This is a genomic window from Enterococcus wangshanyuanii (genome assembly GCF_002197645.1).
Taxonomy (GTDB): Bacteria; Bacillota; Bacilli; order Lactobacillales; family Enterococcaceae; genus Enterococcus_L; species Enterococcus_L wangshanyuanii.
In genome coordinates this window covers 1,083,225-1,107,852 of the sequence record NZ_CP021874.1, presented here as the reverse complement: position 1 = coordinate 1,107,852, position 24,628 = coordinate 1,083,225, and the positions used below count along the sequence as shown (strand labels likewise).

The following is a 24,628-nucleotide window of genomic DNA, read 5'->3' as shown; positions in this document are numbered from 1 at the left end:
AACAGAAGTCAATCGTTCAAAACTTAATTTTTTTCTAAGTAAAATGATCTATTTAAAGAATCTCGCTGGTACGATTGATGGAGAAGACTTATGGATCAACTAATTACATAGAAATATCAAGAAAAAAATCAACTGGAGTCTACTATAGTAAAAATCGAAAAAATTGTTTTTTCTTTAGGATTTTTTAATAAAAATAACAGCTAGAATGATTTGTTTAAAAGAAGATTCAAATTTTGTATCGCATCCAACTTGAAAACAGAGTAAGATAGAATAGTGGAAGAATACGCTTGCATTTTTTAGAAATGGAGGAAGCTAGATGAGCTATAGAATAATACAACAAGAAAATTGGATACTTGTTGAAAATGATCAAGGGGCAACCTTAGGTTATGCAGCAGATTCGGGAGTAACGTTGATTGAGCAGGATGGATTCGCTTTTAAAGATTTGAATAAAAATGGTCGATTGGATCCATATGAAGACTGGCGCTTGCCGATCGAAGAGAGAATCGAAGATTTAGTCACACACTTAAGTGTGGAGGAAATGGCTGGGTTGATGTTGTATAGCCGCCATCAAACAGTATCGAGAAGTGACAATCATTTTGTGCAGATGTTTTCCGGTACATATGGGGGAAAGACGCTAGCAGACTATGACGGACCGATTTCTGAATTGACGGATCAGCAAAAGGAATTTTTAACGAAGGATCATATCCGCCATGTCCTTTTGACGAGGGTAGAATCACCTAAAGCAGCCGCCCAATGGACGAATAAAATTCAGGCGATGGCCGAAAGCTTGGACTCGGGTATTCCAGTAAATATCAGCTCAGATCCACGTCACAGCACAAGTGCAGATACTGAATTCAACGCTGGAGCAGGCGGAGAGATTTCTATGTGGCCGGAGCAGTTGGGTTTAGCAGCAGCTTTTGATCCTGAGCTGGTGAAACAATTTGGAGAAATCGCTAGTCAGGAATATCGAGCCTTAGGAATCACGACCGCCTTATCGCCGCAGATTGATCTGGCAACGGAGCCGCGCTGGATGCGTTTTTCCGGTACTTTTGGTGAAGGGGTAAAATTAGTCACTGCTTTAGCTCAAGCCTATTGCGACGGTTTTCAAACGACTAAAGGAACAAAAAACGGCTGGGGCAAGGAAAGTGTCAACGCCATGGTCAAGCATTGGCCAGGTGGCGGTAGTGGTGAGGCTGGACGAGATGGCCACTACGGTTATGGAAAATACGCGGTTTATCCAGGAAATAATTTTAATGAGCATCTAAAACCATTTCTAGAAGGTGCTTTCGATTTGCAGGAGGGGACCAAAAAAGCGGCAGCAGTCATGCCGTACTATACGATATCTTATGATCAAGATCAGAAGTATGGTGAAAATGTCGGAAATGGTTTTAGCCAATTTATTCTCAATGATTTATTACGGGAGAAATATCGTTATGGTGGCGTTGTTTGTACAGACTGGTCGATCACGGCTGATCCGGTACAAATCGATCAATTTCTTGGCGGAAAAAGCTGGGGAGTAGAGGAGCTGACTGTGGAAGAACGGCATTACAAAGCACTTTTGGCAGGCGTTGATCAGTTCGGCGGAAATAATGAAATTGCCCCTGTTTTGGCTGCTTTTGAACTGGGTGCTAAAGAATATGGGATACAAGCAATGAAAGAACGATTCCAAGTTTCGGCTCGTAGATTGTTGAAGAATCTGTTTCAAACAGGTTTATTTGAAAATCCGTATCTAATATCAGAAAAATCTGAGGAAATCGTTGGGCAGCCGAAATTTATGGAAGCAGGCTATAAAGCACAGCAGAAATCTTTAATACTGCTAAAAAATAAACATAGACTATTACCTTTAGAAAAAACTGCTAAGCTGTATATTCCCAAGCAGCATATTGGTGCTTCAAAGGATTGGTTTGGTCATCCGCAACCAGCATTTGAAAAAGATCCTGTCAATCGATCCCTCGTTGAAAAATATTTTCAAGTGGTGGATTCGCCTGAACAGGCAGATGCTATTTGGCTATTTTTAGAGTCCCCTAAAACATATGGTTATTCTAATGAAGACAATGGCAATGGTTATTTACCGATCAGTTTACAATACAAGCCATATACTGCAAAATTTGCCCGGAAAGAAAGTCTTGCTGGTGATGATCGCTCTTATAAAGGAAAGAAAAATACGGCAAGTAATGGGCAGGACATCGAAACTCTGGAACGATTGAAGAAACAATACCCCGATGTTCCGATCATTGTGAGTCTGACATTGAAAAATCCAACGGTCGTTGCAGAATTTGAACCTTATGTCGATGCAATTATTGTCGATTTTGGTGTACAGACTCAGGCCATCCTCAGTGTTTTCAGCGGTGACTTTACACCATCAGGATTACTGCCGTTTCAAATGCCGGCAGATATGGAGACCGTTGAAAAACAACAAGAAGATGTCCCACTCGATATGAAGTGTTACTCAGATGAATTTGAGCATACGTATGATTTTGGGTTTGGTATGGATTTTGACGAGACGATCGTTGATGAGAGAAGAAAATTTGTCTGAGTAGTTAAAGAAAAGCGTCAAGGTTTGACGTATAAAAAAAGTTTATTGATCCGACCTTTACTGTTGATCGAAAAAGAGTCTTACGCAAACATGCTTTACACATTGCGCAGGACTCTTTTTTTATTTTGCAGCGATTTTTTTGGCTTTTTCGGTATTTGCAAAATGGAGTTTTGCGTATTTGCTCAGTAAGCTGATACCGCCTTTTTTTAAAACTTTTGCAGCAACCTGATCGGCAGTGCTGCCTGCTCCAGATGGAACTTTTAGACCTAATTCTTGTGATTCTTTCTCTAGTTCATCTAAAAAGGCTGCTCGGCTGATGATCGAAGCTGCGGCAACGGCAACGTGATATTGCTCACCTTTGGTTACAAAATAAAGTTTTTCACTTACCTGATTTTTTTCTGAGCGTACATATTTTTTATAATTCGCTTCAGGAGTAAACTGGTCGATCAAGATCGCTTCTGGTTTAATAGGGGCGATTTCATTCAATAATAAATGGATGGCTTGGTTATGCAGAGCAACTTTCATATGGACCGCGTTATATTTTGGTTGGATCTGATTGTATTTTTCCGGCTCAACGATCAACAATTTAAAGGGGATCAATTCCTTGACCACATTTGCAAGCTGTCTGATTTGCGGATCAGTTAACTCTTTGGAGTCTTTGACGCCGAGTGCTTTTAATTTTGCTACCATTGTTTTCTCTACATAAGCAGCGCAAACTGTTACTGGACCAAAATAACTGCCGTTTCCGACTTCATCGCTGCCTAAAACAGAAAGCTGACTGAAATTTGCTGGTAGGGAAGTGGTCGTTTTTGTTTTAGAGGTAGAAGCAGTTTTACTTGCAGTGGACGTTCCCCACTTTGCAGCAATCTTTTCTGCTTCTAGACCTTGAAAAACCACTTTTCCTGAGGTGTAGGCGGTGATCGTTGTTGTTCCTGATTTTGCTACGAATTCTGTATATGGAACATGTTTATTTAAGAGCGAGCGCTCATAAAATGACTTCATTTTTTTGATGGTATCTTTGGATACTTTGATGACTTGAGTTTGAGACATTAGACGGCTCCTTTCGCGAGTTCTTTTCTATAGTAAATCAAAAAGCTGAAAAAGTGAAGTGTATTTCCTACTCAAACAACGCGAGCAGATGTTGAGAAATGGCTTTATAATCACCTTCATTTGAGTTTTCTGAAACTCTGTGATATAATACATTACAAGTAATGATACTAGTCGGAGTGAGCGGATTTCTGCTCACTCTTTTTAATGGGGTAAGGCAGGAAAAGCACTGCTGTTTTACTTATACGCTAGTCCTCATTCTATAATTCCTGAAGGAGGCGAAAATTTTGAGTAGTGTTGTGGAAACTGTTACCGAGTTAGTCACACCAATCTTAGAAAAACAAAATTTTGAACTTGTAGAAGTAGAGTTTGTCAAGGAAGGGAAGAACTGGTTTCTCCGTGTCTTTATTGATAAAAATGGCGGCATTGATATTGAGGAATGCGCGCTTGTCAGTGAACAACTCAGCGAAAAACTTGATGCTATGGATCCTGACCCGATACCGCAAGCGTACTTTTTGGAAGTCTCTTCTCCGGGAGCAGAACGTCCGTTGAAAAAAGAAAGCGATTATGAACAAGCGGTTGGCCAATATATCCATGTATCTCTTTATCAAGCGGTTGAGGGAGAAAAGCAATTTGAAGGTACATTAAAATCAGTAGATAAAGAACAATTGATCTTGACAGTCAAAATCAAAACAAGAGTCAAAGACTATACATTTGAACGGAAAAACATTGCCAAAGCTCGTTTAGCAATCCAGTTCTAACATAGACATTCATAAAGCAAAACGATCCCGTTTTCGCTTATTACGGAAAGGTTTTTTCCTGAAGGATCGCCCTTCCGTTCATCTTTCATTTAAACAATAGGAGGAAATGACAACAAAATGAGCAAAGAAATGTTGAATGCATTGGATGCATTAGAAGCTGAAAAAGGTATTTCTAAGGATATCGTGATTGATGCGTTGGAAGCAGCATTAGTTTCCGCATATAAAAGACATTATGGACAAGCCCAAAACGTTGAAGTAGAGTTCGACGGCAAAAAAGGCAATATCCATGTTTATGCAGTAAAAGAAGTGACTGAAGAAGTGATGGATTCACAATTGGAAGTTTCGTTAAAAGAAGCGATGGAAGTTAACAAGGCTTATGAGCTTGGTGATAAAATCCGTTTTGAAGTAACGCCGAAAGATTTTGGCCGAATCGCAGCGCAAACAGCGAAACAAGTTATTTTACAACGTGTGAGAGAAGCAGAAAGAAACATTATTTACAATGAATTCAGTGCTTATGAAAATGATATCATGCAAGGGATCGTCGAAAGACAAGACCGTCGTTATATTTATGTAAATCTAGGCAAAATCGAAGCTGTATTATCAAAACAAGATCAAATGCCCAATGAATTTTACCAACCGCACGATCGAATCAAAGTCTATGTATCACGCGTTGAAAATACGTCTAAAGGCCCTCAAGTTTTTGTGAGCCGCAGTCATCCAGATTTATTGAAGCGATTATTTGAACAAGAAATTCCAGAAGTGTATGACGGAATCGTAGAAATCGTCAGCATTGCTCGTGAAGCCGGCGATCGTTCAAAAGTGTCTGTTCGTTCAACAGATCCAAATATCGATCCAGTCGGTACGTGTGTAGGGCCTAAAGGTCAACGTGTCCAAGCGATCGTTAATGAATTAAAAGGCGAAAATATGGATATCGTGGAATGGAATGAAGATCCAGCGATCTTCATCAGCAATGCGCTGAATCCAGCGCAAGTTGTCGATGTCATTTTTGACCCTAATAATAACAAAGCCTGTACAGTCGTTGTTCCAGATTATCAGTTATCACTTGCAATCGGTAAAAGAGGTCAAAATGCTCGCTTAGCAGCTAAATTGACAGGCTTTAAGATCGATATCAAGCCAGAATCTGAAATGGAAGAATTTTATGCGCAGCAAGAGAATCAAGAAGAAGCAGTGGAAGAAATTCACGATGAAATGATCGTGGAATCTGATTTGACAGCTGATGAATATGAAGCCCTTGAGTTTGAAGAAAAAACAGTAGAAGACGAAGAACAAGTCTAGCGGTTTGGAGGGAACAAGATGAAAAAAAGAAAAGTCCCGATGCGCAAATCTGTTGTCTCAGGTGAGATGAAACCCAAAAAAGAGTTAGTTCGAATCACACGATCTAAAGAAGGTGTCGTATCGATCGATCCTTCTGGAAAATTACCAGGTCGAGGTGCTTATGTCGCTCTTGAGCCAAAAGAAGTTCAGGATGCTTGGGATAAACACATTTTAGACCGTGTACTAGAAACAACATTGACTGATGACTTTTACCAGGAATTACTGGATTACGTGGAACACCAAAAAGCCCGTAAAGAGTTGTTTGGAAATGAATAAAGAAAAAGTTTTAAATTTATTAGGTTTGGCTATGAGAGCTGGAAAGCTAGTAACTGGCGAAGAGTTGACTTTAGCAGATATTCGCAGTAGTAAAGCAAAATTTGTTTTTGTTGCAGCAGATGCTAGTGAAAATACAAGGAAAAAAATCAAGGACAAATGTTCTTACTATAATGTTCCGACAGACGAGTCGTTTACCCAATCTGAGATCAGTCATGCGATCGGTAGAACACGTATGATCGTAGGAATCAATGATCAAGGGTTTGCGAGAAAGTTCAAGGAATTAATCAAAGGTTAGGAAGGTGATTGCATGGGGAAAAAAAGAATTTATGAATTAGCAAAAGAAATCAATCAATCAAGTAAAGATGTCGTGGAAAAAGCACATGCATTAGGTATGGATGTGAAAAATCACATGGGCGCAATTTCTTCTGATGATGAATCAAAACTTCGTCACGCATTTGGAGGAAACAAGCCAGCAAATTCACAACAAAAACCAGCAGCGAAGCCGCAACAAGCACAAAGTGGTCAAGCAAAACCAGCAAATCCAAAACCAGCTAACCAAAATAGCAATAAACCAACTCAAAACCACAACAAAGGGCAACAACAAAATCGTAATAACCAAAATCGAAATACGCAAGGAAGCAGCCAAAATATGACTCAAAATCGTCCAAATCAAGGACAGCAAAATCGTCCGCAGCAAAACAATAACCAAAATCGTCCTACACAATCAGGACAACAAAATAACAATCAAAACCGTCCTGCCCAATCAGGACAGCAAAATAATCAAAATCGCAACAATACCCAACAACGTACGACACAAAATACAAATCAAAACCGTTCGAATCAAGGACAAAGTAATAACCAAGGCAACCAAAATCGCAACAATAACCAAAACCGCAACAACAGCTTTGGTGGGGGTGGCCAAAACCGTAACCGTAATGGTGGCTACAACAATCAAAACCGTAACAGATTCAACAAAAAAGGCAAAAAAGGGAAATACCAAGAATCAACAAAACCTGCAGTACCAGCACGTAAATTCCGTGAATTACCTGATGTTTTAGAATACACAGAAGGTATGAACGTAGCAGATATCGCGAAGAAAATTCACCGCGAGCCAGCTGAAATCATCAAAAAACTCTTTATGATGGGTGTTATGGTCAACCAAAACCAGTCATTAGATAAAGAAACGATTGAACTTTTAGCTGTTGATTATGGTATGGAACCGCAAGAAAAAGTTCAAGTAGATGTGGCTGATATCGATAAATTCTTCGAACCAGAAGCATTAGTTGAAGAAAATCTTGTGACACGCCCGCCTGTTGTAACGATCATGGGTCACGTTGACCATGGGAAAACAACGTTGCTTGATACTTTACGCAATTCACGTGTAACGTCTGGAGAAGCAGGCGGAATTACACAGCATATCGGTGCTTATCAAATCGATATCGACGGAAAACCGATTACTTTCTTGGATACACCAGGACACGCGGCCTTTACGAGTATGCGTGCACGTGGAGCTGGTATCACGGATATCACGATTTTAGTTGTTGCAGCAGATGACGGTGTAATGCCGCAAACCATCGAAGCAATCAACCACGCAAAAGCTGCAGAAGTGCCAATTATCGTGGCTGTCAATAAAGTGGATAAACCAGGAGCTAATCCTGACCACGTGAAGCAAGAACTAAGTGAACATGGTTTGATTCCGGAAGAATGGGGCGGAGATACGATTTTCGTCAACATTTCTGCAAAATTCAATCAAAACATCGATGAATTGTTAGAAAATATTCTTCTGATCGCAGAAGTTGAAGACCTTAAAGCAGATCCAACACAGCGGGCGATCGGTACAGTGATCGAAGCTCGTTTAGACAAAGGAAAAGGACCTGTTTCAACATTACTTGTTCAACAAGGAACGTTGAAAGTCGGAGATCCGATCGTTGTCGGAAATACCTTTGGACGTGTCCGTGTTATGACGAATGACATTGGTCGTCGTGATAAAGCCGTAGGACCAGCAACACCAGTTGAAATCACAGGATTAAATGATGTACCGCAAGCTGGCGACCGTTTTGTTGTCTTTGAAGATGAAAAAACAGCGCGTCAAGCTGGTGAAGAACGTGGTAAACGTGCGGTTCTTGAACAGCGTTCAGCCAATAACCGTGTCACTTTAGATAACTTATTCGAAAGCCTGAAAGAAGGCGAATTGAAAGATGTCAATGTGATCATCAAAGCTGACGTACAAGGAACGGCAGAAGCCTTGGCTGCAAGTTTACAAAAAATCGAGGTCGAAGGTGTTCGAGTGAAAATCGTTCACTCAGCAGTTGGTGCGATCAATGAAAGTGACGTTACACTTGCAGCAGCAAGTAACGCGATCATTATTGGATTTAACGTACGACCTACGCCTCAAGCAAAACAGCAAGCGGAACAAGAAGAAGTGGATATTCGTTTACATCGGATCATCTATAAAGCAATTGAAGAAATCGAAACAGCGATGAACGGAATGCTTGATCCAGAATTTGAAGAAAAAATTACGGGTCAAATGGCTGTTCGTGAGTTGTATAAAGTGTCTAAAGTTGGAACGATCGCCGGCTGTTACGTAACAGAAGGCTTCATCCGCCGTGATAGTGGTGTTCGTGTGATCCGTGACGGTATTGTGATCTTCGAAGGTAAATTAGCCAGCTTAAAACGTTTCAAAGATGATGCAAAAGAAGTAAAACTTGGCTTTGAATGTGGAGCAATGATCGAAAACTTCAACGATCTTAAAGTGGATGACGTGATCGAAGGCTTTATCATGGAAGAAGTTAAGAAATAGGAAAACGTCAATATTTGAGAAAGAAGGAGAAACAGTATGGCAAATTATCGTGACCGCCGAGTGGGTCAAGAAATCATGCGTGAAGTCAATGATATCTTAAGAAAACGCGTAAGAGACCCTCGTGTGCAGGATATTACAATTACCGATGTTCGTGTAACAGGTGATTTGCAGCAAGCAACGATTTATTATAGCTTGTTATCTGATCTAGCTTCTGACCAACAAAAAGCGCAGCAAGGATTAGATAAAGCAAAAGGCTTGATTCGCAAAGAATTGGGTCAAGGCTTAACGTTATACAAAACACCAGAATTGATTTTTGAAAGAGACGAATCTGTACAATATGGCAACCATATTGATGATTTGATCCGTAAATTGAATCAAGGTGACTAATAAAAAGAGCTGGAAGATATTCTTCCAGCTCTTTTTAAGTAACCAAGAAAAATATCTGTTTTATTCCATCTTTGTAACAAAATTATTTCATTGTAACTAGATTGAAAGCTATTGTAATCTTTTTACCGATTATGAAGTAGAAAAATATGGTATGATTTTATAGCATAAGATTTATTTGAGAAATTGGAGGGGTATTAGTGAAGAAAAAAAGCTTGACCTTATTAATCGTTGGAATGATGACAGCTACGGGAGCTTTGGCACCAATCAGTGCAATGGCCGAGACAGCTGATAAAAAAATAGAGCAACAAGATAAAGAAATCTCTGCATTAAAAGAAAAACAAAAAAGCGTGACCACTCAAATCACTACTTTGGAAGAGGAAATCTCCTCTATTTACGATAAAGGAATTGAACTGAATAGACAAAAGACGAGCCTGACAGAAGAATCAGAGCAACTAAAAAAAGATATTAAAGCACTAGATGTTCGCATCAATAAACGGACAGAAGCGATTCAAAATCAAGGTCGAAATGTTCAAGTCAATGGACAAGGCACTCAAATTCTGGATATGATCCTAAACTCAGAATCAATTTCTGATGCGGTTGGTCGAGTGCAGGCAATTTCTTCGATTTTAACGGCAAACAACGATTTAGTTAAACAACAAAAAGAAGATAAAAAGCTAGTTGAAACCAAAAAAGCGGATATTCAAACGAATTTAGATGCTGTAGAAGAGGCAACAAAACAACTTGAGAAAGAAAAAGAATCTCTTGTAAGTAAGCAGGCGGATTTGAATGTATTGAAAGCTGAAGTTGATTCAGAAACTGCAGGTGCTGAAAATTCTAAAAATGAATTAGTGAAGAAACAACAAGAAGCATTAAAAGCGCAGCTTGCAGCTGAGGAGAAACAAGCAGAAAATAAAAAAGCTGCAGCTAAACAAGAGAAAACGACGACTCAAACAACAACAGCGAACGAAGAATCAACAGCGCCTTCTACCTCAGAAGAAGTAGCAGCACCAGAATCAAATAGCTCTGAACAAACTAATACGACTCCTAGTGAAAGTAATTCAACCGATCAAGGAAATACAACGCCATCAGAAGGACCGAAAGATCCAACACCAACACCGCCAGTGACATCTGCAGATGCTACTTTCCAAGCATTGAATGCACTGCGGACAGCGAATGGATTGAATCCAGTGAGCTGGGATGCAGGTTTAGCTGCTTCTGCTGGAGCTAGAGCATCAATGATGCAGGACTATCAAATTCCATCAGACCATTGGAACAGAGGGGATGAGGTAATTGCTTTCATGTTTGCACCTGGAAACTCTGTGATCATGGCTTGGTACAATGAAACGAACATGGTTTCACCATCTGGAACAGGACACCGTGATTGGGAAATGAATCCGAGTATGACACGTGTCGGTTTTGGGTACGCGGGTGATGTGATCGTTGGTCACTCTGCATAATAAGTTTTGTTAAAAACAAAAGAATAACTAGAAAGTGTGGTTCAAAATTATCTTTGGATCGCGCTTTTTTCTTTACTGAAAAAACAAAACAACAGTAAGAAACTTTACCTTACTTGACCTTGAAAGAATGAATTTTCATATGTTTCTATGTTATAATAAGCAAGTTAGTAATCTTAGTATTAGGGGGCTAAATTGATGGATGGTATTTTGCCTTTATGGAAAGAGCGTGGGATGACAAGTCATGACTGCGTCTTTAAATTAAGGAAAATTTTACATACAAAAAAAATTGGCCACGGCGGAACCTTAGATCCGGATGTTTCCGGTGTCTTACCGATTTGTATCGGCAAAGGTACCAAAGTGATTGAATATATGGTTGATTCAGGGAAAACCTACGAAGGAGAAATCACCTTGGGTTTTTCTACAACAACTGAAGATAGCAGTGGAGAAATAGTTGAAAAAAATAAATTAACAGTGCCTTTTACAACAACAGAAATCGATGCAGCAATGCAACAAATGACAGGCACTATCACGCAAATTCCGCCCATGTTTTCAGCGGTCAAAGTAAATGGTAAGCGTCTCTATGAGTATGCAAGAAATGGTGAAGAAGTAGAACGTCCCCAACGTACGGCGCAGATTCATTCTTTTGAACGAACATCTGAGCCGGTGTTTGACCCAATGAATGGCACACAGAGCTGGCGCTTTAAAGTAGTTTGCGGCAAAGGAACTTATGTACGGACACTGTCCGTTGATACAGGTGCAATTCTAGGCGTACCTGCCCATATGTCTGATTTAACAAGGACAGCAAGCGGAGGATTGATTGCTAGTCAATGTTTAACATTAGAACAAGTCGCAGAAAAAATGGCGCAAGAAGCTATAGATCAAGTATTATTACCGATCGAGACAGCGATTGGTGACTTTCAGCGAATCGATTTGTCTGATGAGCTATATCAACAGGTCAAAAATGGTGTTCGTTTGACGCAAAGTGAATTAGGCTTAAATGAAATGCCGGAAGATTTAGTCGCTTTATTTTATCATGATCAGGTTGTCAGTCTTTATATGGCTCATCCAACGAAAGCGAATGTTTTAAAACCAAGTAAAGTCTTACGAAATAATTAATAGAAAGAAGTTTTAATATGCAAGTGATTCCAATTCGTCATCCTTATCAACCAGAACAAATTCCGTCAGATGAAGTAGTGATGGTGTTAGGCTTTTTCGATGGTGTTCATCGAGGGCACCAAAAGGTGATCGAGACGGGCAAAAAATATGCCGAAGAACATAACTTAAAATTAGCTGTTATGACATTTAATCAACATCCTTCGATTGTTTTTCAAAAAGTATTGCCGGAAAATATGAAATATTTAAGCAGCTTAGAGCAAAAAGAACGGTTGATGGAGCGCTTAGGTGTTGATATTTTATATGTGATCGAGTTTACTTCTGCGTTTGCTCATTTAGCACCGCAGGATTTTATTGATCAATATGTTGTAGACTTACATGCTAAAGCGGCTGTTTCAGGGTTTGATTATACGTATGGACCTAAGGATATTGCTGATGTGGCTCACTTACCTGGTTATGCCAAAGACCGTTTTAAAGTGATCACTGTCAGTAAAGAAGAGTTAGCTGGCGAAAAGATCAGTTCTACTCGCATTCGTTCATTGATGGAACAAGGGCAAATGGAGGAAGCTTCTGAATTGCTAGGATATGTTTATGAAACAGATGGAACGGTCGTTCACGGGGATGCCAGAGGTCGTCTATTAGGTTTTCCAACGGCAAATATCAAAGTGAAAAGTACCGTTCGTTTGCCAAGGATCGGTGTCTATGCAGTGAAAATCAAGATCGGTGAACGATGGTATGTTGGAATGGGATCGATCGGGCATAATGATACATTTGGCGATGGCCGGGAATTGACCGTAGAAGTCTATATTTTAGACTTTCATCAAGATATTTACGGTGAACAGGTAACAGTACGCTGGAATCATTATTTAAGAGATCAAGTGAAATTTAATGGTGCAGATAGTTTGATCGTACAATTAAAACAAGATGAACAGGATACGGCTGACTATTTTTCACAACAGAATTGATTCAGATACCAAACTAAAAACTGTTTGAGCAAACGTGGTGACTGTTCAGTTTTTCGTTTGAGAAAACTAGATACTATAAAGTTTTTATAAAGGATTCTAAATTTGTGTCCGAGTGTCTGAGCGTGCGTTATACTTTGTAGAAAATGGATAAAAGTCAAGGAGAGGTTTATGGCAGAAAAAAAAGAGAAGAAGCCGTCAAAGAAAAAACAAAAGAAAAAAGAGCAGACCGCTAAAAGAAAAAAGAAGCGTTTAACTCTTTCGATTTTGTTGATCGTCATTATTCTGAGTGGGGTTTCTTTTTTGATTTGGTTTTATTTAAATTTAGATTATCAAGATCATTCAAATCCTTCATATGAAGGATATCGATTTTCTCCATCGCCTTTAGCCATTACTCTTGCCGATAAGCAAAAAGAAGAGGTGATTCTAGAAGATGGGAGCCGTTTAAATCCTGATTTTGCAGAATCATCGATCGAGAGATTGGCGAAAAATAAGTCTGTCTACTATCCGCCTGAACGTCCATCTTTTCGTTTGTTGAATCAGGATAATAAACAAACGACATATCGGCTTAGTGCATATTTAGAAAGTGTCAATCATCTTAAAACAGTTGAGTTTAGCGTTTTTGGAGAAACTAATGGAGCGAATGACCTAAGAACCTATCAAGCCGTTTATCATTCTGAAACGAATACATGGGATGCAGATGTTTTGATCAAGAATCATCAAGAAGCTGGCGATTATCAAGTAACTCTAAAAATCACTAGAGAAAATGGTGAGGTAGAAACGGTTCCATTTGGCAACTTTACTGTAGACCAACCGAGTCTTCACTCAGAAATTGATGGTGCAGAAGTGTCTAAAGGCCAATTTGAAATTAACCTTTCAGTATCAAGCAAAGCAGATACTGAAAAATTAACGGCAGCTGTTTGGTCAAAAGAAGATCAGAGTGATAAAAAAGTATATGATGCTAAACGCCAAGAAGACAATTCCTATAAAGTTCATGTCGATTATGAGGATTTTGATTTTATCAACGGCGTTTACCATGCAAATACTGAGTTCATTGGCAAGAATGGATTAAAAGCTGAGAGCGATGCTGGTGCAGTAGAAATCAATTTGCGCCGTCCTGTTCGTATCCGATTGATGCAGGAAACGGCTCTTTACCAAAACCGCCAGTTGTCAAAAACTGTCCGGCAACTTTCTGCAAATAGTATGGCCTATGTGAGAGGGATCGTTTTTAATAATGATAAGAAGATATACAGAACGACAGAGGGCTATATTCCAGCAGATAATGTTGAAGTGAGCGAAATGATGGATGATATTCGGTATGTTGCTCACCGAGGAAATCATAAAGCTGCACCGGAAAACTCCCTTCCAGCTTTTCAACAGTCAAATAGCTGGGGCATTGAGACCGATATCCGTTTGACTAAGGATAAAAAATGGGTGATCATGCATGATCAATCCGTTGATCGAATGACGAATGGCAAAGGAAAAGTTAGTGATCTGACACTTGCCCAAATCAATGCTTTAAGAATCGACCAAGGATCGAATAAAGAAAGTTATTCCGAAGAACAATTAGTTGTTCCGACTTTGGAAGATTTTTTAACTATTATGAATACAAAACAAAGTATTCCATTTATAGAAATTAAAGCAAACAAGGTAGATGCTGCAGATTATGATAGTTTAGTCAATTCGATCAATTATTATGGATTGGCGAATACAGCAGTTGTTATTTCTTTCGATTATAAGCATTTGGTTGAAGTTAAAAGAAGACTTCCAGATGTTCAGGTTCAGTTGCTGGCAAATAGGCTGGATGAGCAGATGATCGAACAAGTCAGCCAGCTTGGTGGGAATTCTGGTTTGGATATCAAGTATGAAAGTGTAGCAGATCGAGCAGATTTGATCGCGCTAGCGCAGAATAAAGGATTGTCCGTCAATCTTTGGGGAGTTCCTCAAAGTGAATTTAAGAAGATGGAAGCATTGGGGATCAATAATCTGACCACAGATTATGATTGATCGATAGAAAAACTAAACGAAATCGCTAGATTTTGATTTTAAAGGAATTGATAGTAATGAGCGAAATAGACAACGTAAAAAATAAAATTTCAGCCTATATCCATATCCCGTTTTGTGAACACATTTGCTACTACTGTGATTTCAATAAAGTCTTTTTAGAAGGCCAGCCGGTCGATGAATATATCCAAGCACTATTGAAAGAAATTCAACTGTCAAAAAAACAGTTTCCCAGCCGAGAAATGGAAACAATCTATATTGGCGGAGGTACGCCGACTTCTCTATCTGCTAAACAGCTTGCCGTTTTACTAGAGGGAGTTCGTAAACTATTGCCGTTCAACGCTAAAAATGAATTTACTGTAGAAGCCAATCCAGGCGATTTGACGCAGGAAAAGCTTCATGTAATGAAAGAATATGGGGTCAATCGCTTGTCGATGGGGGTTCAAACCTTCGATAATCAGTTGCTGAAAAAAATTGGCCGTAAGCATACAGCAGAGGATGTTTATGACACAATGAAGTTCCTTGAAAAGGAAAATTTCTCCAACGTAAGTATCGATTTGATTTATGCGTTGCCGGGGCAAACGTTAGAAGGGTTTAGAGATACACTAAAACGTGCGATCGAGCTTGATTTACCACATTATTCTTTGTATTCACTAATACTGGAAAATAAAACAATGTTTATGAACTGGGTGAGACAAGGTCGTCTTCAATTGCCCGATCAAGAAGTTGAGGCGCAGATGTTTGAAGAAACGATCATCGCGATGGAAAAAGGCGGACGGCATCAATATGAAGTGAGCAATTTCGCTTTAGCAGGCAAAGAAAGTCAGCATAATTTAGTTTACTGGAACAATGAACATTATTACGGCTTCGGTGCAGGCGCGAGCGGCTATTTAGGCTATACCCGTTACCGTAATCACGGACCGATCCAGCATTACCTGGACCCTTTGCGCAACGATCGATTACCAGTCGTAGAAACGGAAAACCTAACGATTCATAATCAAATGGAAGAGCAGCTGTTCTTAGGCTTACGTAAGAAAAAAGGGGTATCTAAGCAGCAATTTGAAGATAAATTTAGTGTACCAATCGAGCAGGTGTATGGTGAAACGATTTTAAGCTTAGTCCAGCGTGGCTTGCTTATAGATCGAGCTGGTTACCTTCAGCTTACAGAACAAGGATTGTTTGTTGGAAATGATGTATTTGAAGCATTTTTGATCGATAAATAATAAGTAAAAGAAAAGAAGCAAGCATAGGAACTTTTTACATATAAAAGCGCCTATGCTTTTTGATTGTTTTACAATTAGCACTCTTTGATAGAGAGTGCTAAAAAATTATGTTTTTCTCTTGACAATTCAAGGAGAACTTGCTATATTAATACTTGTATTAGCACTTGAATAACATGAGTGCTAATGAAGGGTGGTAACTATGATAACCGACAGACAAAAGAATATTTTGCGACTTATCATCCAGGAATACACAAGTACAGGAATGCCAGTTGGATCGAAGAAATTGATGGAAGAAGGGATCCAGTCTAGTTCAGCAACCATTCGTAATGATATGAAAGCTTTAGAAGAGCTTGGGTTGTTAGCAAAGACGCATTCTTCTTCGGGGAGAGTTCCTTCAATGGATGGTTATCGCTATTACGTTGATCATTTATTGCGTCCAACAGAAATCGAACACGATGAATTACAAACGATCCGTCATTCATTTGGCAAAGAGTTTCATGAAATCAATGATATCATTGAACAATCAGCTGAGATTCTTTCTGAGTTGACCAGTTACACAGCATTTTCTTTAGGTCCTGAAATGAAAGAACGGCGTTTGACCGGTTTTCGGATCGTTCCTTTGAACGAACGGCAAATCATTGCGATCATCGTCACGGATAAAGGAAATGTTGAAAGTCAAGTCTTTGCAGTGCCAGCGTCAGTTTCCAGTCAAGACTTGGAAAAGATGACACAGATCATCAATGATAAATTAGTGGGCCAACCACTTTTGACCGTCTATCATCGTCTGCGAACAGAGATTCCAATGATCCTGCATCGTTATTTCCAAACACCAGAAGGAATGATGAATTTATTTGATGCTATGCTGGGACATGCTTTTGAAGAAAAAGTCTTTGTCAGCGGCCGCATGAATTTATTTAATTTTGGGGTTCAAAATAATCTGGATCAATTAAAATCTGTTTACTCATTTATGCAGAATACAGATGCGATCACACATTTATTAACGACAAATGAAAAGACAGATGCACAGATCGCGATTCGAATCGGTTCAGAAATTGGCAATGATTTATTAGACAATATGAGTATGATCACTGCCACGTATGAAGTAGCAGGGCATGGTAAAGGAACGATTGCACTATTAGGGCCAACTAGTATGCCTTACTCCAAAATGTTTGGCCTAGTGGATGTATTTCGCAATGAATTAGCGTCAAAACTTGGAGCGTATTATCGTTTTCTTGGCGAGTAAGCAACGAGTAAAAATATAGAATTTGATTCTACGGAAATGAGAAGGGAAGTTGCCAGAGTGAGTAAAGAAGAAACAAACGAAGAATTACAAGAAGAACAGACGAACTCAGTCGATGAATCAGTCGTCTCTGAAGCATCTGAGACAACTGTTGAAAAATCAGAACTTGAAACAGCTCAAGATGAATTATCTGAAATGGAAGACAAATTTTTAAGAGCTCGTGCTGAAATCGCAAATATGAGCAATCGTTTCAAAAACGAACGTGAATTATTAGTTCGCTACCGTTCACAGGATTTAGGTAAAAAATTATTGCCTTCGATCGATAATCTAGAACGAGCAATGGCTATCGAAGTCGATGATGAACAAGGAGCCAGCTTGAAAAAAGGCATTGCGATGGTTTTAGAGAGCGTTCAAGCAGCGTTGAAAGAAGAAGGGATTGAAGAAATCCCGGCAATGGGAGAGCCTTTCGATCCTAATTTACATCAAGCGGTTCAAACGATTCCTGCTACGGATGACACACCAGCAGATACAATCGTTGAAGTCTTACAAAAAGGCTACAAGCTACATGATCGTGTTTTACGCGCAAGTATGGTTGTTGTTGCACAGTAGCAGCAAAACGAAAACTTGTATGATATAAATTGAAAAAAATTAAACAGAAGATAGGAGATCATTAATTATGAGTAAAATTATTGGTATTGACTTAGGAACAACAAACTCAGCAGTTGCAGTGTTAGAAGGCGGCGAAGCAAAAATCATCGCTAATCCAGAAGGAAACCGTACAACCCCTTCCGTTGTGTCATTTAAAAACGGTGAAATCCAAGTAGGTGAAGTAGCAAAACGTCAAGCAGTTACAAACCCACATACAATTTCATCAATCAAACGTCATATGGGCGAAGCAGGTTTCAAAGTTGAAGCAGATGGTAAATCTTATACACCACAAGAAATTTCAGCGATGATTTTACAATACTTAAAAGGCTTTGCAGAAGAATACCTTGGTGAAAAAGTGGATAAAGCGGTAATCACTGTGCCAGCTTACTTCAATGATGCTCAACGTCAAGCAACAAAAGATGCTGGTAAAATCGCTGGTTTAGAAGTTGAACGTATCGTTAACGAACCAACAGCAGCAGCATTAGCGTATGGTTTAGATAAAACAGATAAAGACGAAAAAGTTTTAGTATTTGACCTTGGTGGTGGTACTTTTGACGTATCGATCCTTGAATTAGGTGACGGTGTCTTTGATGTGTTATCTACAGCAGGGGATAACGAATTAGGTGGAGATGACTTTGATAACAAGATCATCGATCACATGGTAGCAGAATTCAAAAAAGAAAACGGTATTGACTTATCTCAAGATAAAATGGCCGTTCAACGTTTGAAAGATGCTGCTGAAAAAGCGAAAAAAGATTTATCAGGTGTGACATCAACTCAAATCAGCTTACCATTTATCACAGCAGGAGACGCTGGCCCATTGCACTTAGAAATGAACTTGACTCGTGCGAAATTCGATGAATTGACAAGTGATTTAGTAGAACGTACAAAAACACCAGTCCGTCAAGCGTTGAAAGATGCTGGCTTGAATCCTTCGGAAATCGATGAAGTTATCTTAGTTGGTGGATCTACACGTATTCCGGCAGTTGTTGAAGCTGTTCGTAAAGAAACAAATAAAGAACCAAATAAATCAGTAAACCCAGATGAAGTAGTAGCAATGGGTGCTGCTATTCAAGGTGGGGTTATCACTGGTGATGTGAAAGACGTTGTTTTACTAGACGTTACACCATTGTCATTAGGTATCGAAACGATGGGTGGCGTATTTACTAAATTGATCGATCGTAATACAACGATCCCAACAAGTAAATCACAAGTCTTCTCTACAGCAGCAGACAACCAACCAGCCGTAGATATCCATGTATTACAAGGTGAACGCCCAATGTCAGCAGACAATAAAACATTAGGTCGTTTCCAATTGACAGATATTCCAGCTGCTCCTCGTGGTGTGCCTCAAATCGAAGTAAGCTTCGATATCGATAAAAACGGTATCGTAAACGTACGTGCCAAAGATTTAGGAACACAAAAAGAGCAAACGATCACAATCAAATCATCTTCTGGTTTATCAGATGAAGAAATTGAACGTATGGTTAAAGACGCTGAATCTAATGCAGAAGCAGATAAAGCGCGTAAAGAAGAAGTTGATTTACGTAACGACGTGGATGCTTTATTATTCACTGTTGATAAAACGTTGAAAGAATTAGAAGGCAAAGTCGATGCAGATGAAGTCAAAAAAGCAGAAGATGCTCGTGATGAATTAAAAGCAGCTGTTGAAGCGAACGATATCGAACAAATGAAAGCAAAACGTGATTCATTGAACGAAATCGTACAAAATTTAACAGTTAAATTATATGAACAAGCAGCGCAACAACAAGCGCAAGAAAATCCTGAAGCTGCACAAGGTGGAGCAGATGATGTTGTAGATGCTGACTTTGAAGAAGTAGAAGGCGACGATAAATAATCATCGTTAACAAGCTGGCAAAGACCAAAGTCATCGCTTTGGTCTTTGCCTATCTTTATTTATAAGGGAAAAGGCGCACAAATTAAGGGAAGCTATTTTGCTTTTACTTAATTTATGGTATGATTACAACGATGTTTTTATCGAAATAAACAGATGTCGATCCTTTTATAGATGGAATAATAGTTGGAGGGGAACTAATGGCTAAAAGAGATTATTATGAAGTGCTAGGTCTGTCTAAAGGCGCTTCAGATGATGAAATAAAAAAAGCATATCGTAAGCTTTCAAAACAATACCACCCAGATATCAACAAAGAAGCAGATGCAGAAGAAAAGTTCAAGGAAGTTTCTGAGGCTTATGAAATCTTAAGTGATCCACAGAAAAAAGCAGCCTATGATCAATACGGTCATGCGGGAACAGACCCTAATTATGGCGGCGGCGGTGGTTTCGGCGGCTTTGGCGGTGGCGGATTCAGCAGCAGTGGCTTTGGTGGGTTCGAAGATATTTTTGATTCCTTCTTTGGCGGTGGTTCACGCACAGTCGATCCGACTGCACCAAGACAAGGCGCCGATCTTCAATATACAGTCACACTTAAATTTGAAGAAGCGATTTTCGGTGTCGAAAAAGAAATCAAATACAATCGTGAAGACAATTGTAGTACCTGTGGCGGAAACGGTGCTAAACCAGGCACACATCCAGAAACCTGTCACAAGTGTCATGGTTCAGGTTCGATCAATGTGGAACGTCAAACACCACTTGGCCGCGTAATGAGTCGTCAAACCTGTGATGTCTGCCGTGGTACAGGAAAAGAAATCAAAGACCCATGTCCAACTTGTCATGGTACAGGACATGAGAAAAAAGCGCATAAAGTCAAAGTCAATGTACCAGCAGGTGTAGAAGACGGACAACAAATGCGTTTAGCAAATCAAGGGGAAGCCGGCATGAATGGCGGACCTTATGGTGATTTGTATGTTGTCTTTAGTGTGGAAGATAGCAATATTTTCGATCGTGAAGGGTCTGAGATTTACTATGATTTGCCATTGAGCTTTGTGCAGGCAGCACTTGGGGACGAAGTGAAAGTACCAACAGTTCATGGGGATGTTAAATTAAAAATCCCAGCAGGAACTCAAACAGAAACAAACTTCCGTTTAAGAGGGAAAGGCGCGCCGCGTTTACGTGGCGGAGCAAACGGCGATCAACATGTCAAAGTGAAGATCATCACACCGAAAAACTTAAACGATGAACAAAAAGAAGCGTTGCGTACCTTTGCAAAAGCAGGTGGCCAAACAGTAGAGGAACAACAAGATGAAGGCTTCTTCGATAAAATGAAGGATGCTTTCGGCAGCAAAAAGAAAAAATAAAAAAAGTCTCAGCTGGTATGATCATCTTTCATATCAGCTGAGTTTTTTAGTTTTGGTAAATATGAAGTAGTTCTTCAAAGCGACGCTTTAGTTCATCACGAACATGATTCGGTTCAAGACACTCACACTGGTTGCCGAAGCCCATCAATAAATGATAACCAAAATCATCCTCCATAAACGGAAATGACACTATTGTTTTATCATCGTCCTGCGTTTCAATGAAGTCTAATTGACCGAATTTATCGATTAGCTGATCCCTTACTCTATGAGTCACTTTTAAGGTAACTGTCGTCCATTTTTTTCCGTAAAATGGTTCTTTTCCTAAAGGAGTAGGATGAAATTCGCGAGGTGTAAAGTCTTTTGCTAGTAAATCCAGATGGCTGATTCGAGAGAGTTTAAAGGTTCTAAAGTCTTCTCTTTCTAAACAAAAGGCCTGCAAATACCAACTGATTTCTTTTAATACAAGACGATAAGGCTCTACTGTACGCAAGGTCTTTTTTCCTTGATTATCTGAATAATCAAATCGCAGCAGTTGCTGTTTTTCTATTCCCGATTTAATGGTTTCCAAAAAAGGCTGCAAGGTTTGATTCCTTGTCCAAGGGGTTAAATCAATCGCGATTTGGTGAGATTTCAGCTTGATTTCTTCTGAAAGATGGGCAGGTACTAAGGTTTTGATTTTTTCTACTGTCTGGTTTGCCTGTACCGCTGAAACATTACTGGACAAACTTTCTAACGCAATCAATAATGAGGTGATATCAGTTGAAGTGAAAAAATGCTTATCGATTTTATAGTGATCCATGATCTGGATGCCGCCATTTACACCCGGTAAAGCAGTAACAGGGACACCAGCTTCACTTAACGAAGTGATATCACGGTAGATCGTTCGTACAGAGACTTCAAAAATTTCTGCCAGCTTCGCTGCGCTGATTTGTTTTCTATCTAAAAGAATCATGATGATTCCGAGTAAACGTTCTGTTTTCACTAACTTCACTGCTTTCTAGTTGAGATATCTCCATTATAGCGAAAAATGATCGACTTTAGGGAGAAAAATTTCCTTGAAAAAAACTTGTTTCTTTTTTTTGAGTGTGCTATCATACAAGTGTAGAAATTGAATAAGTATTGATTTAGATGGAAGTTTGGTTAGATTCCAATACGGTCCCGCCACTGTAATGAGCAGCAATGCTATAAGTCAGGTCTTTCTGTTTCAATACCCCGTACTATTGTTTCGAGGCAAGACAATAGGGCACATGGACAGTTCTTTTTAATTATATGTTGATGAAAAGAACAAACAAAAATGTGAGAGATGTACGACGAAGTACACCGCAACGGTTGAGGCCTATTTTTTGTGTCCAAAATCCCGAATTAAATACAAAAAAACACGCAGTAGTGTTTTTAGCGAGCAACGAAGCCGTGAAAAAGATGTCCTTGTCTTTTTTGCGGCTTTTTTTGAAGAAATGAAAGGAGCAGACCATTGGAAACAATTACTTTTCCCACCACGCTTCATATTGGAGCCGATGTTTTAAAGGGGCTAAGCACTCATGAAAATCAACGAATTTTCATTGTTACAGATCCCTTTATGGTTCAATCAAATAAGATAGAACAGATCACAAGGCATTTTCAGCCGAGTAATCAGCTAAAAATTTTCAGTAACGTGATTCCTGATCCACCGATTGAAAATGTTATTTTGGGGATCGATTCTTTAACAGAATTTGCCCCAACACTTTTAATCGCAGTAGGCGGCGGTTCACCGATCGATGCAGCCAAAGCGATGAAATTTTTTAGTCAGAAGCTTGAGAAAGTATCTGATCTACCCTTTATCGTGATCCCGACAACAAGCGGAACTGGTTCAGAAGTGACTAATTTTTCAGTCATTACGAATCAAGAAAAAGGAACGAAGTATCCCTTAGTAACATCAGAAATCCAACCGAATGAAGCCTATTTAGCTTCTGAGATGGTCATTAGTGCACCAAGGAATATTACTGCTGATACCGGGATGGATGTTTTGACGCATGCACTTGAAGCATATGTATCCACAAAGGCCACTGTATTTTCAGATGCATTATGTGAGAAAGTTGTCGTTTTAGTGTTCGAGAATTTAGTGCAATGTTATCAAAATGGAGACAATATCCATGCACGTGAGCAAATGCATTATGCCTCTTGTATGGCTGGGATGGCATTCAATCTGACCTCACTTGGAATCAATCATGGGATCGCTCATGCTGCTGGAGCTAAACTGCATGTCGCTCATGGCCGTTTGAATACGTTACTGTTAGAAGAAGTTATTCAATTCAATGCTGGCTGCGGTACGGTTTCTAAAGACTATGATCAACGAACAGCAGAAAGATATGCGTATCTGGCAACTCTTTTAGGGGATGAAAAATCGACCGGCAGAGTCGGTGTCAAACAATTGGTACGAGCGATCAAGCGTTTGAAACAACAACTAGCAATGCCGAATACGCTAAAAGAAGCAGGTGTCTCTGATCGAGATTTCCAACAGTTTAAAGAAGAAATTGCAGAGAGTGCTTTAAAAGACGGCTGTACAGCAACAAATCCAAAGGTTCCAACGAAAGCGGATATTTTACAGATTTTGGAAAAGATCAAATAAGCGGCTTATTTATAAAATGGGGTTGTCCAAAAAAAAGAACCGTGATAGTGTTAATGAGCTGAGAAAAAGAGGGGAAGGTCATGGCTGAAAAACAACGTATGATTCAAGAATATGTGCCAGGTAAACAAATAACACTGGCTCATATCATCGCTAATCCAAATCCGGAGATCTATGAAAAATTAGGACTGGTGGATGTTGAAACAAATGCGATCGGTATTTTAACGATCACGCCAAGTGAAGCTGCGATCATTGCAGTGGATATTGCAACAAAAGCAGGGGATATCAAAATTGGTTTTATCGACCGTTTCAGTGGTTCAGTTGTGATCACCGGAGACATTGCCTCAGTAGAATCCGCTTTAGCGGAAGTCTTAGCGGGATTAGGAAACATTTTAGGGTTTAATGAAACACATATAACAAAAACATAAGAGAAAAGGATGAACCATTATGAACGGAAGAATTGTCATTGTCGACGATGAACCTATTACAAGAATGGATATCCGGGGAATGTTGGAAGCGGAAAACTACACTGTCGTAGGAGAAGCAGCAGATGGGATCGAAGCGATCGAAATGTGTAAACAACAGCACCCCGACTTAGTGATCATGGATATCAGTATGCCGCTTTTAGACGGCTTGAAGGCAAGTAAAAAAATATTAGCTGAGAAGTATGCCAAAGCAGTGATTCTTTTGACCGCATACAGTGATAAAGAAAACATTGAGAAAGCCAAAAAATATGGTGTCAGCGGATATCTTGTGAAACCGATCATGGAAAAATCATTGACGCCGATGGTGGAAGTGGCTATCGCCAATGGAATGAAAACGAGAGAATATGAAGTGTCACTTGAAAAGTTGACTAAAAAGTTGTCTGAACGAAAATTGATTGAAAAAGCAAAAGGAATCATTATGGAAGAACAAAATCTTTCAGAAGATTTGGCGTATCAGTTGTTAAGAGATCTTAGTATGAACAAGCGCTGCCCGATCGCAGAAATTGCAGAAATGTTTGTGGTCGCTGATGAGTGAT

21 protein-coding genes and 1 riboswitch are annotated in these 24,628 nt (G+C 39.5%); of the genes, 19 read left to right on the top strand and 2 right to left on the bottom strand.

Features of this window, described 5'->3' with window-relative positions:
• The first annotated feature begins 316 nt into the window (after positions 1–316).
• On the top strand, positions 317–2,536 hold the full coding sequence (locus CC204_RS05325) for a glycoside hydrolase family 3 protein (protein ID WP_088269150.1): 2,220 nt from the start codon (positions 317–319) through the stop codon (positions 2,534–2,536).
• 120 nt (positions 2,537–2,656) lie between these two features.
• Here the strand turns inward: CC204_RS05325 and rnhC are convergent, their stop codons facing one another.
• A complete protein-coding gene (rnhC, locus tag CC204_RS05320; RefSeq protein WP_088269149.1) occupies positions 2,657–3,586 on the bottom strand; it encodes a ribonuclease HIII in 930 nt (309 codons plus the stop codon).
• A gap of 284 nt (positions 3,587–3,870) precedes the next feature.
• Here rnhC and rimP point away from each other — a divergent pair, with 284 nt between their 5' ends.
• The 15 genes from rimP to dnaJ all read left to right on the top strand — a co-directional run bounded on the left by rimP (position 3,871) and on the right by dnaJ (position 21,005).
• Positions 3,871–4,344 (top strand): ribosome maturation factor RimP, encoded by a 474-nt coding sequence (rimP, locus tag CC204_RS05315; protein WP_088269148.1) that lies wholly within the window; start codon positions 3,871–3,873, stop codon positions 4,342–4,344.
• Positions 4,345–4,461: 117 nt separating this feature from the next.
• Positions 4,462–5,640, top strand: coding sequence for a transcription termination factor NusA (gene nusA, locus CC204_RS05310; protein ID WP_088269147.1), 1,179 nt, complete (start codon positions 4,462–4,464; stop codon positions 5,638–5,640).
• Between the two features lie 18 nt (positions 5,641–5,658).
• On the top strand, positions 5,659–5,955 hold the full coding sequence (gene rnpM / locus CC204_RS05305) for an RNase P modulator RnpM (protein ID WP_088269146.1): 297 nt from the start codon (positions 5,659–5,661) through the stop codon (positions 5,953–5,955).
• Complete coding sequence (locus CC204_RS05300; protein WP_088269145.1) at positions 5,948–6,250, top strand: YlxQ-related RNA-binding protein; 303 nt, start codon at positions 5,948–5,950, stop codon at positions 6,248–6,250. Before rnpM ends, CC204_RS05300 begins: the two co-directional genes overlap by 8 nt.
• 12 nt (positions 6,251–6,262) lie before the next feature.
• Complete coding sequence (gene infB / locus CC204_RS05295) at positions 6,263–8,755, top strand: translation initiation factor IF-2 (protein ID WP_088269144.1); 2,493 nt, start codon at positions 6,263–6,265, stop codon at positions 8,753–8,755.
• A 36-nt stretch (positions 8,756–8,791) separates the two neighbouring features.
• The gene (gene rbfA / locus CC204_RS05290; RefSeq protein ID WP_088269143.1) at positions 8,792–9,142 is read left to right on the top strand and encodes a 30S ribosome-binding factor RbfA; all 351 of its coding nucleotides are present in this window, start codon (positions 8,792–8,794) and stop codon (positions 9,140–9,142) included.
• 197 nt (positions 9,143–9,339) lie between these two features.
• Positions 9,340–10,599 carry a coiled-coil domain-containing protein gene (locus CC204_RS05285; RefSeq protein ID WP_088269142.1) on the top strand — a complete coding sequence of 420 codons (1,260 nt, stop codon included), beginning with the start codon at positions 9,340–9,342 and terminating at the stop codon, positions 10,597–10,599.
• 195 nt (positions 10,600–10,794) lie between these two features.
• The gene (gene truB, locus CC204_RS05280; protein WP_088269141.1) at positions 10,795–11,715 is read left to right on the top strand and encodes a tRNA pseudouridine(55) synthase TruB; all 921 of its coding nucleotides are present in this window, start codon (positions 10,795–10,797) and stop codon (positions 11,713–11,715) included.
• Between the two features lie 17 nt (positions 11,716–11,732).
• Positions 11,733–12,677, top strand: coding sequence for a riboflavin biosynthesis protein RibF (ribF, locus tag CC204_RS05275; RefSeq protein WP_088269140.1), 945 nt, complete (start codon positions 11,733–11,735; stop codon positions 12,675–12,677).
• Positions 12,678–12,845: 168 nt separating this feature from the next.
• Positions 12,846–14,681, top strand: a complete 1,836-nt coding sequence (locus CC204_RS05270) for a glycerophosphodiester phosphodiesterase family protein (RefSeq protein WP_088269139.1) — start codon at positions 12,846–12,848, stop codon at positions 14,679–14,681.
• Positions 14,682–14,737: 56 nt separating this feature from the next.
• Positions 14,738–15,901 (top strand): radical SAM family heme chaperone HemW, encoded by a 1,164-nt coding sequence (gene hemW, locus CC204_RS05265; protein WP_088269138.1) that lies wholly within the window; start codon positions 14,738–14,740, stop codon positions 15,899–15,901.
• A gap of 199 nt (positions 15,902–16,100) precedes the next feature.
• A complete protein-coding gene (hrcA, locus tag CC204_RS05260; protein WP_088269137.1) occupies positions 16,101–17,144 on the top strand; it encodes a heat-inducible transcriptional repressor HrcA in 1,044 nt (347 codons plus the stop codon).
• 36 nt (positions 17,145–17,180) lie between these two features.
• Positions 17,181–17,750, top strand: coding sequence for a nucleotide exchange factor GrpE (gene grpE, locus CC204_RS05255; RefSeq protein ID WP_088269136.1), 570 nt, complete (start codon positions 17,181–17,183; stop codon positions 17,748–17,750).
• Positions 17,751–17,817: 67 nt separating this feature from the next.
• Entirely contained in the window at positions 17,818–19,647 is a 1,830-nt protein-coding gene (gene dnaK, locus CC204_RS05250) for a molecular chaperone DnaK (RefSeq protein WP_087641461.1), read from the top strand.
• Positions 19,648–19,844: 197 nt separating this feature from the next.
• Entirely contained in the window at positions 19,845–21,005 is a 1,161-nt protein-coding gene (gene dnaJ, locus CC204_RS05245) for a molecular chaperone DnaJ (protein WP_088269135.1), read from the top strand.
• Between the two features lie 46 nt (positions 21,006–21,051).
• Here dnaJ and CC204_RS05240 read toward each other — a convergent pair whose 3' ends face one another.
• Positions 21,052–21,987 carry a helix-turn-helix transcriptional regulator gene (locus CC204_RS05240; protein WP_088269134.1) on the bottom strand — a complete coding sequence of 312 codons (936 nt, stop codon included), beginning with the start codon at positions 21,985–21,987 and terminating at the stop codon, positions 21,052–21,054.
• 124 nt (positions 21,988–22,111) lie between these two features.
• Positions 22,112–22,254, top strand: a riboswitch (adenosylcobalamin (AdoCbl) riboswitch).
• Positions 22,255–22,476: 222 nt separating this feature from the next.
• Here CC204_RS05240 and CC204_RS05235 point away from each other — a divergent pair.
• The 3 genes from CC204_RS05235 to CC204_RS05225 all read left to right on the top strand — a co-directional run bounded on the left by CC204_RS05235 (position 22,477) and on the right by CC204_RS05225 (position 24,627).
• Positions 22,477–23,610: a 1-propanol dehydrogenase PduQ gene (locus CC204_RS05235; protein ID WP_088269133.1), complete on the top strand. Its 1,134-nt coding sequence runs from the start codon at positions 22,477–22,479 to the stop codon at positions 23,608–23,610.
• Positions 23,611–23,690: 80 nt separating this feature from the next.
• Positions 23,691–24,035 (top strand): ethanolamine utilization microcompartment protein EutS, encoded by a 345-nt coding sequence (eutS, locus tag CC204_RS05230; protein ID WP_088269132.1) that lies wholly within the window; start codon positions 23,691–23,693, stop codon positions 24,033–24,035.
• 19 nt (positions 24,036–24,054) lie between these two features.
• The gene (locus CC204_RS05225; RefSeq protein ID WP_088269131.1) at positions 24,055–24,627 is read left to right on the top strand and encodes an ANTAR domain-containing response regulator; all 573 of its coding nucleotides are present in this window, start codon (positions 24,055–24,057) and stop codon (positions 24,625–24,627) included.
• Position 24,628 lies beyond the last annotated feature (1 nt).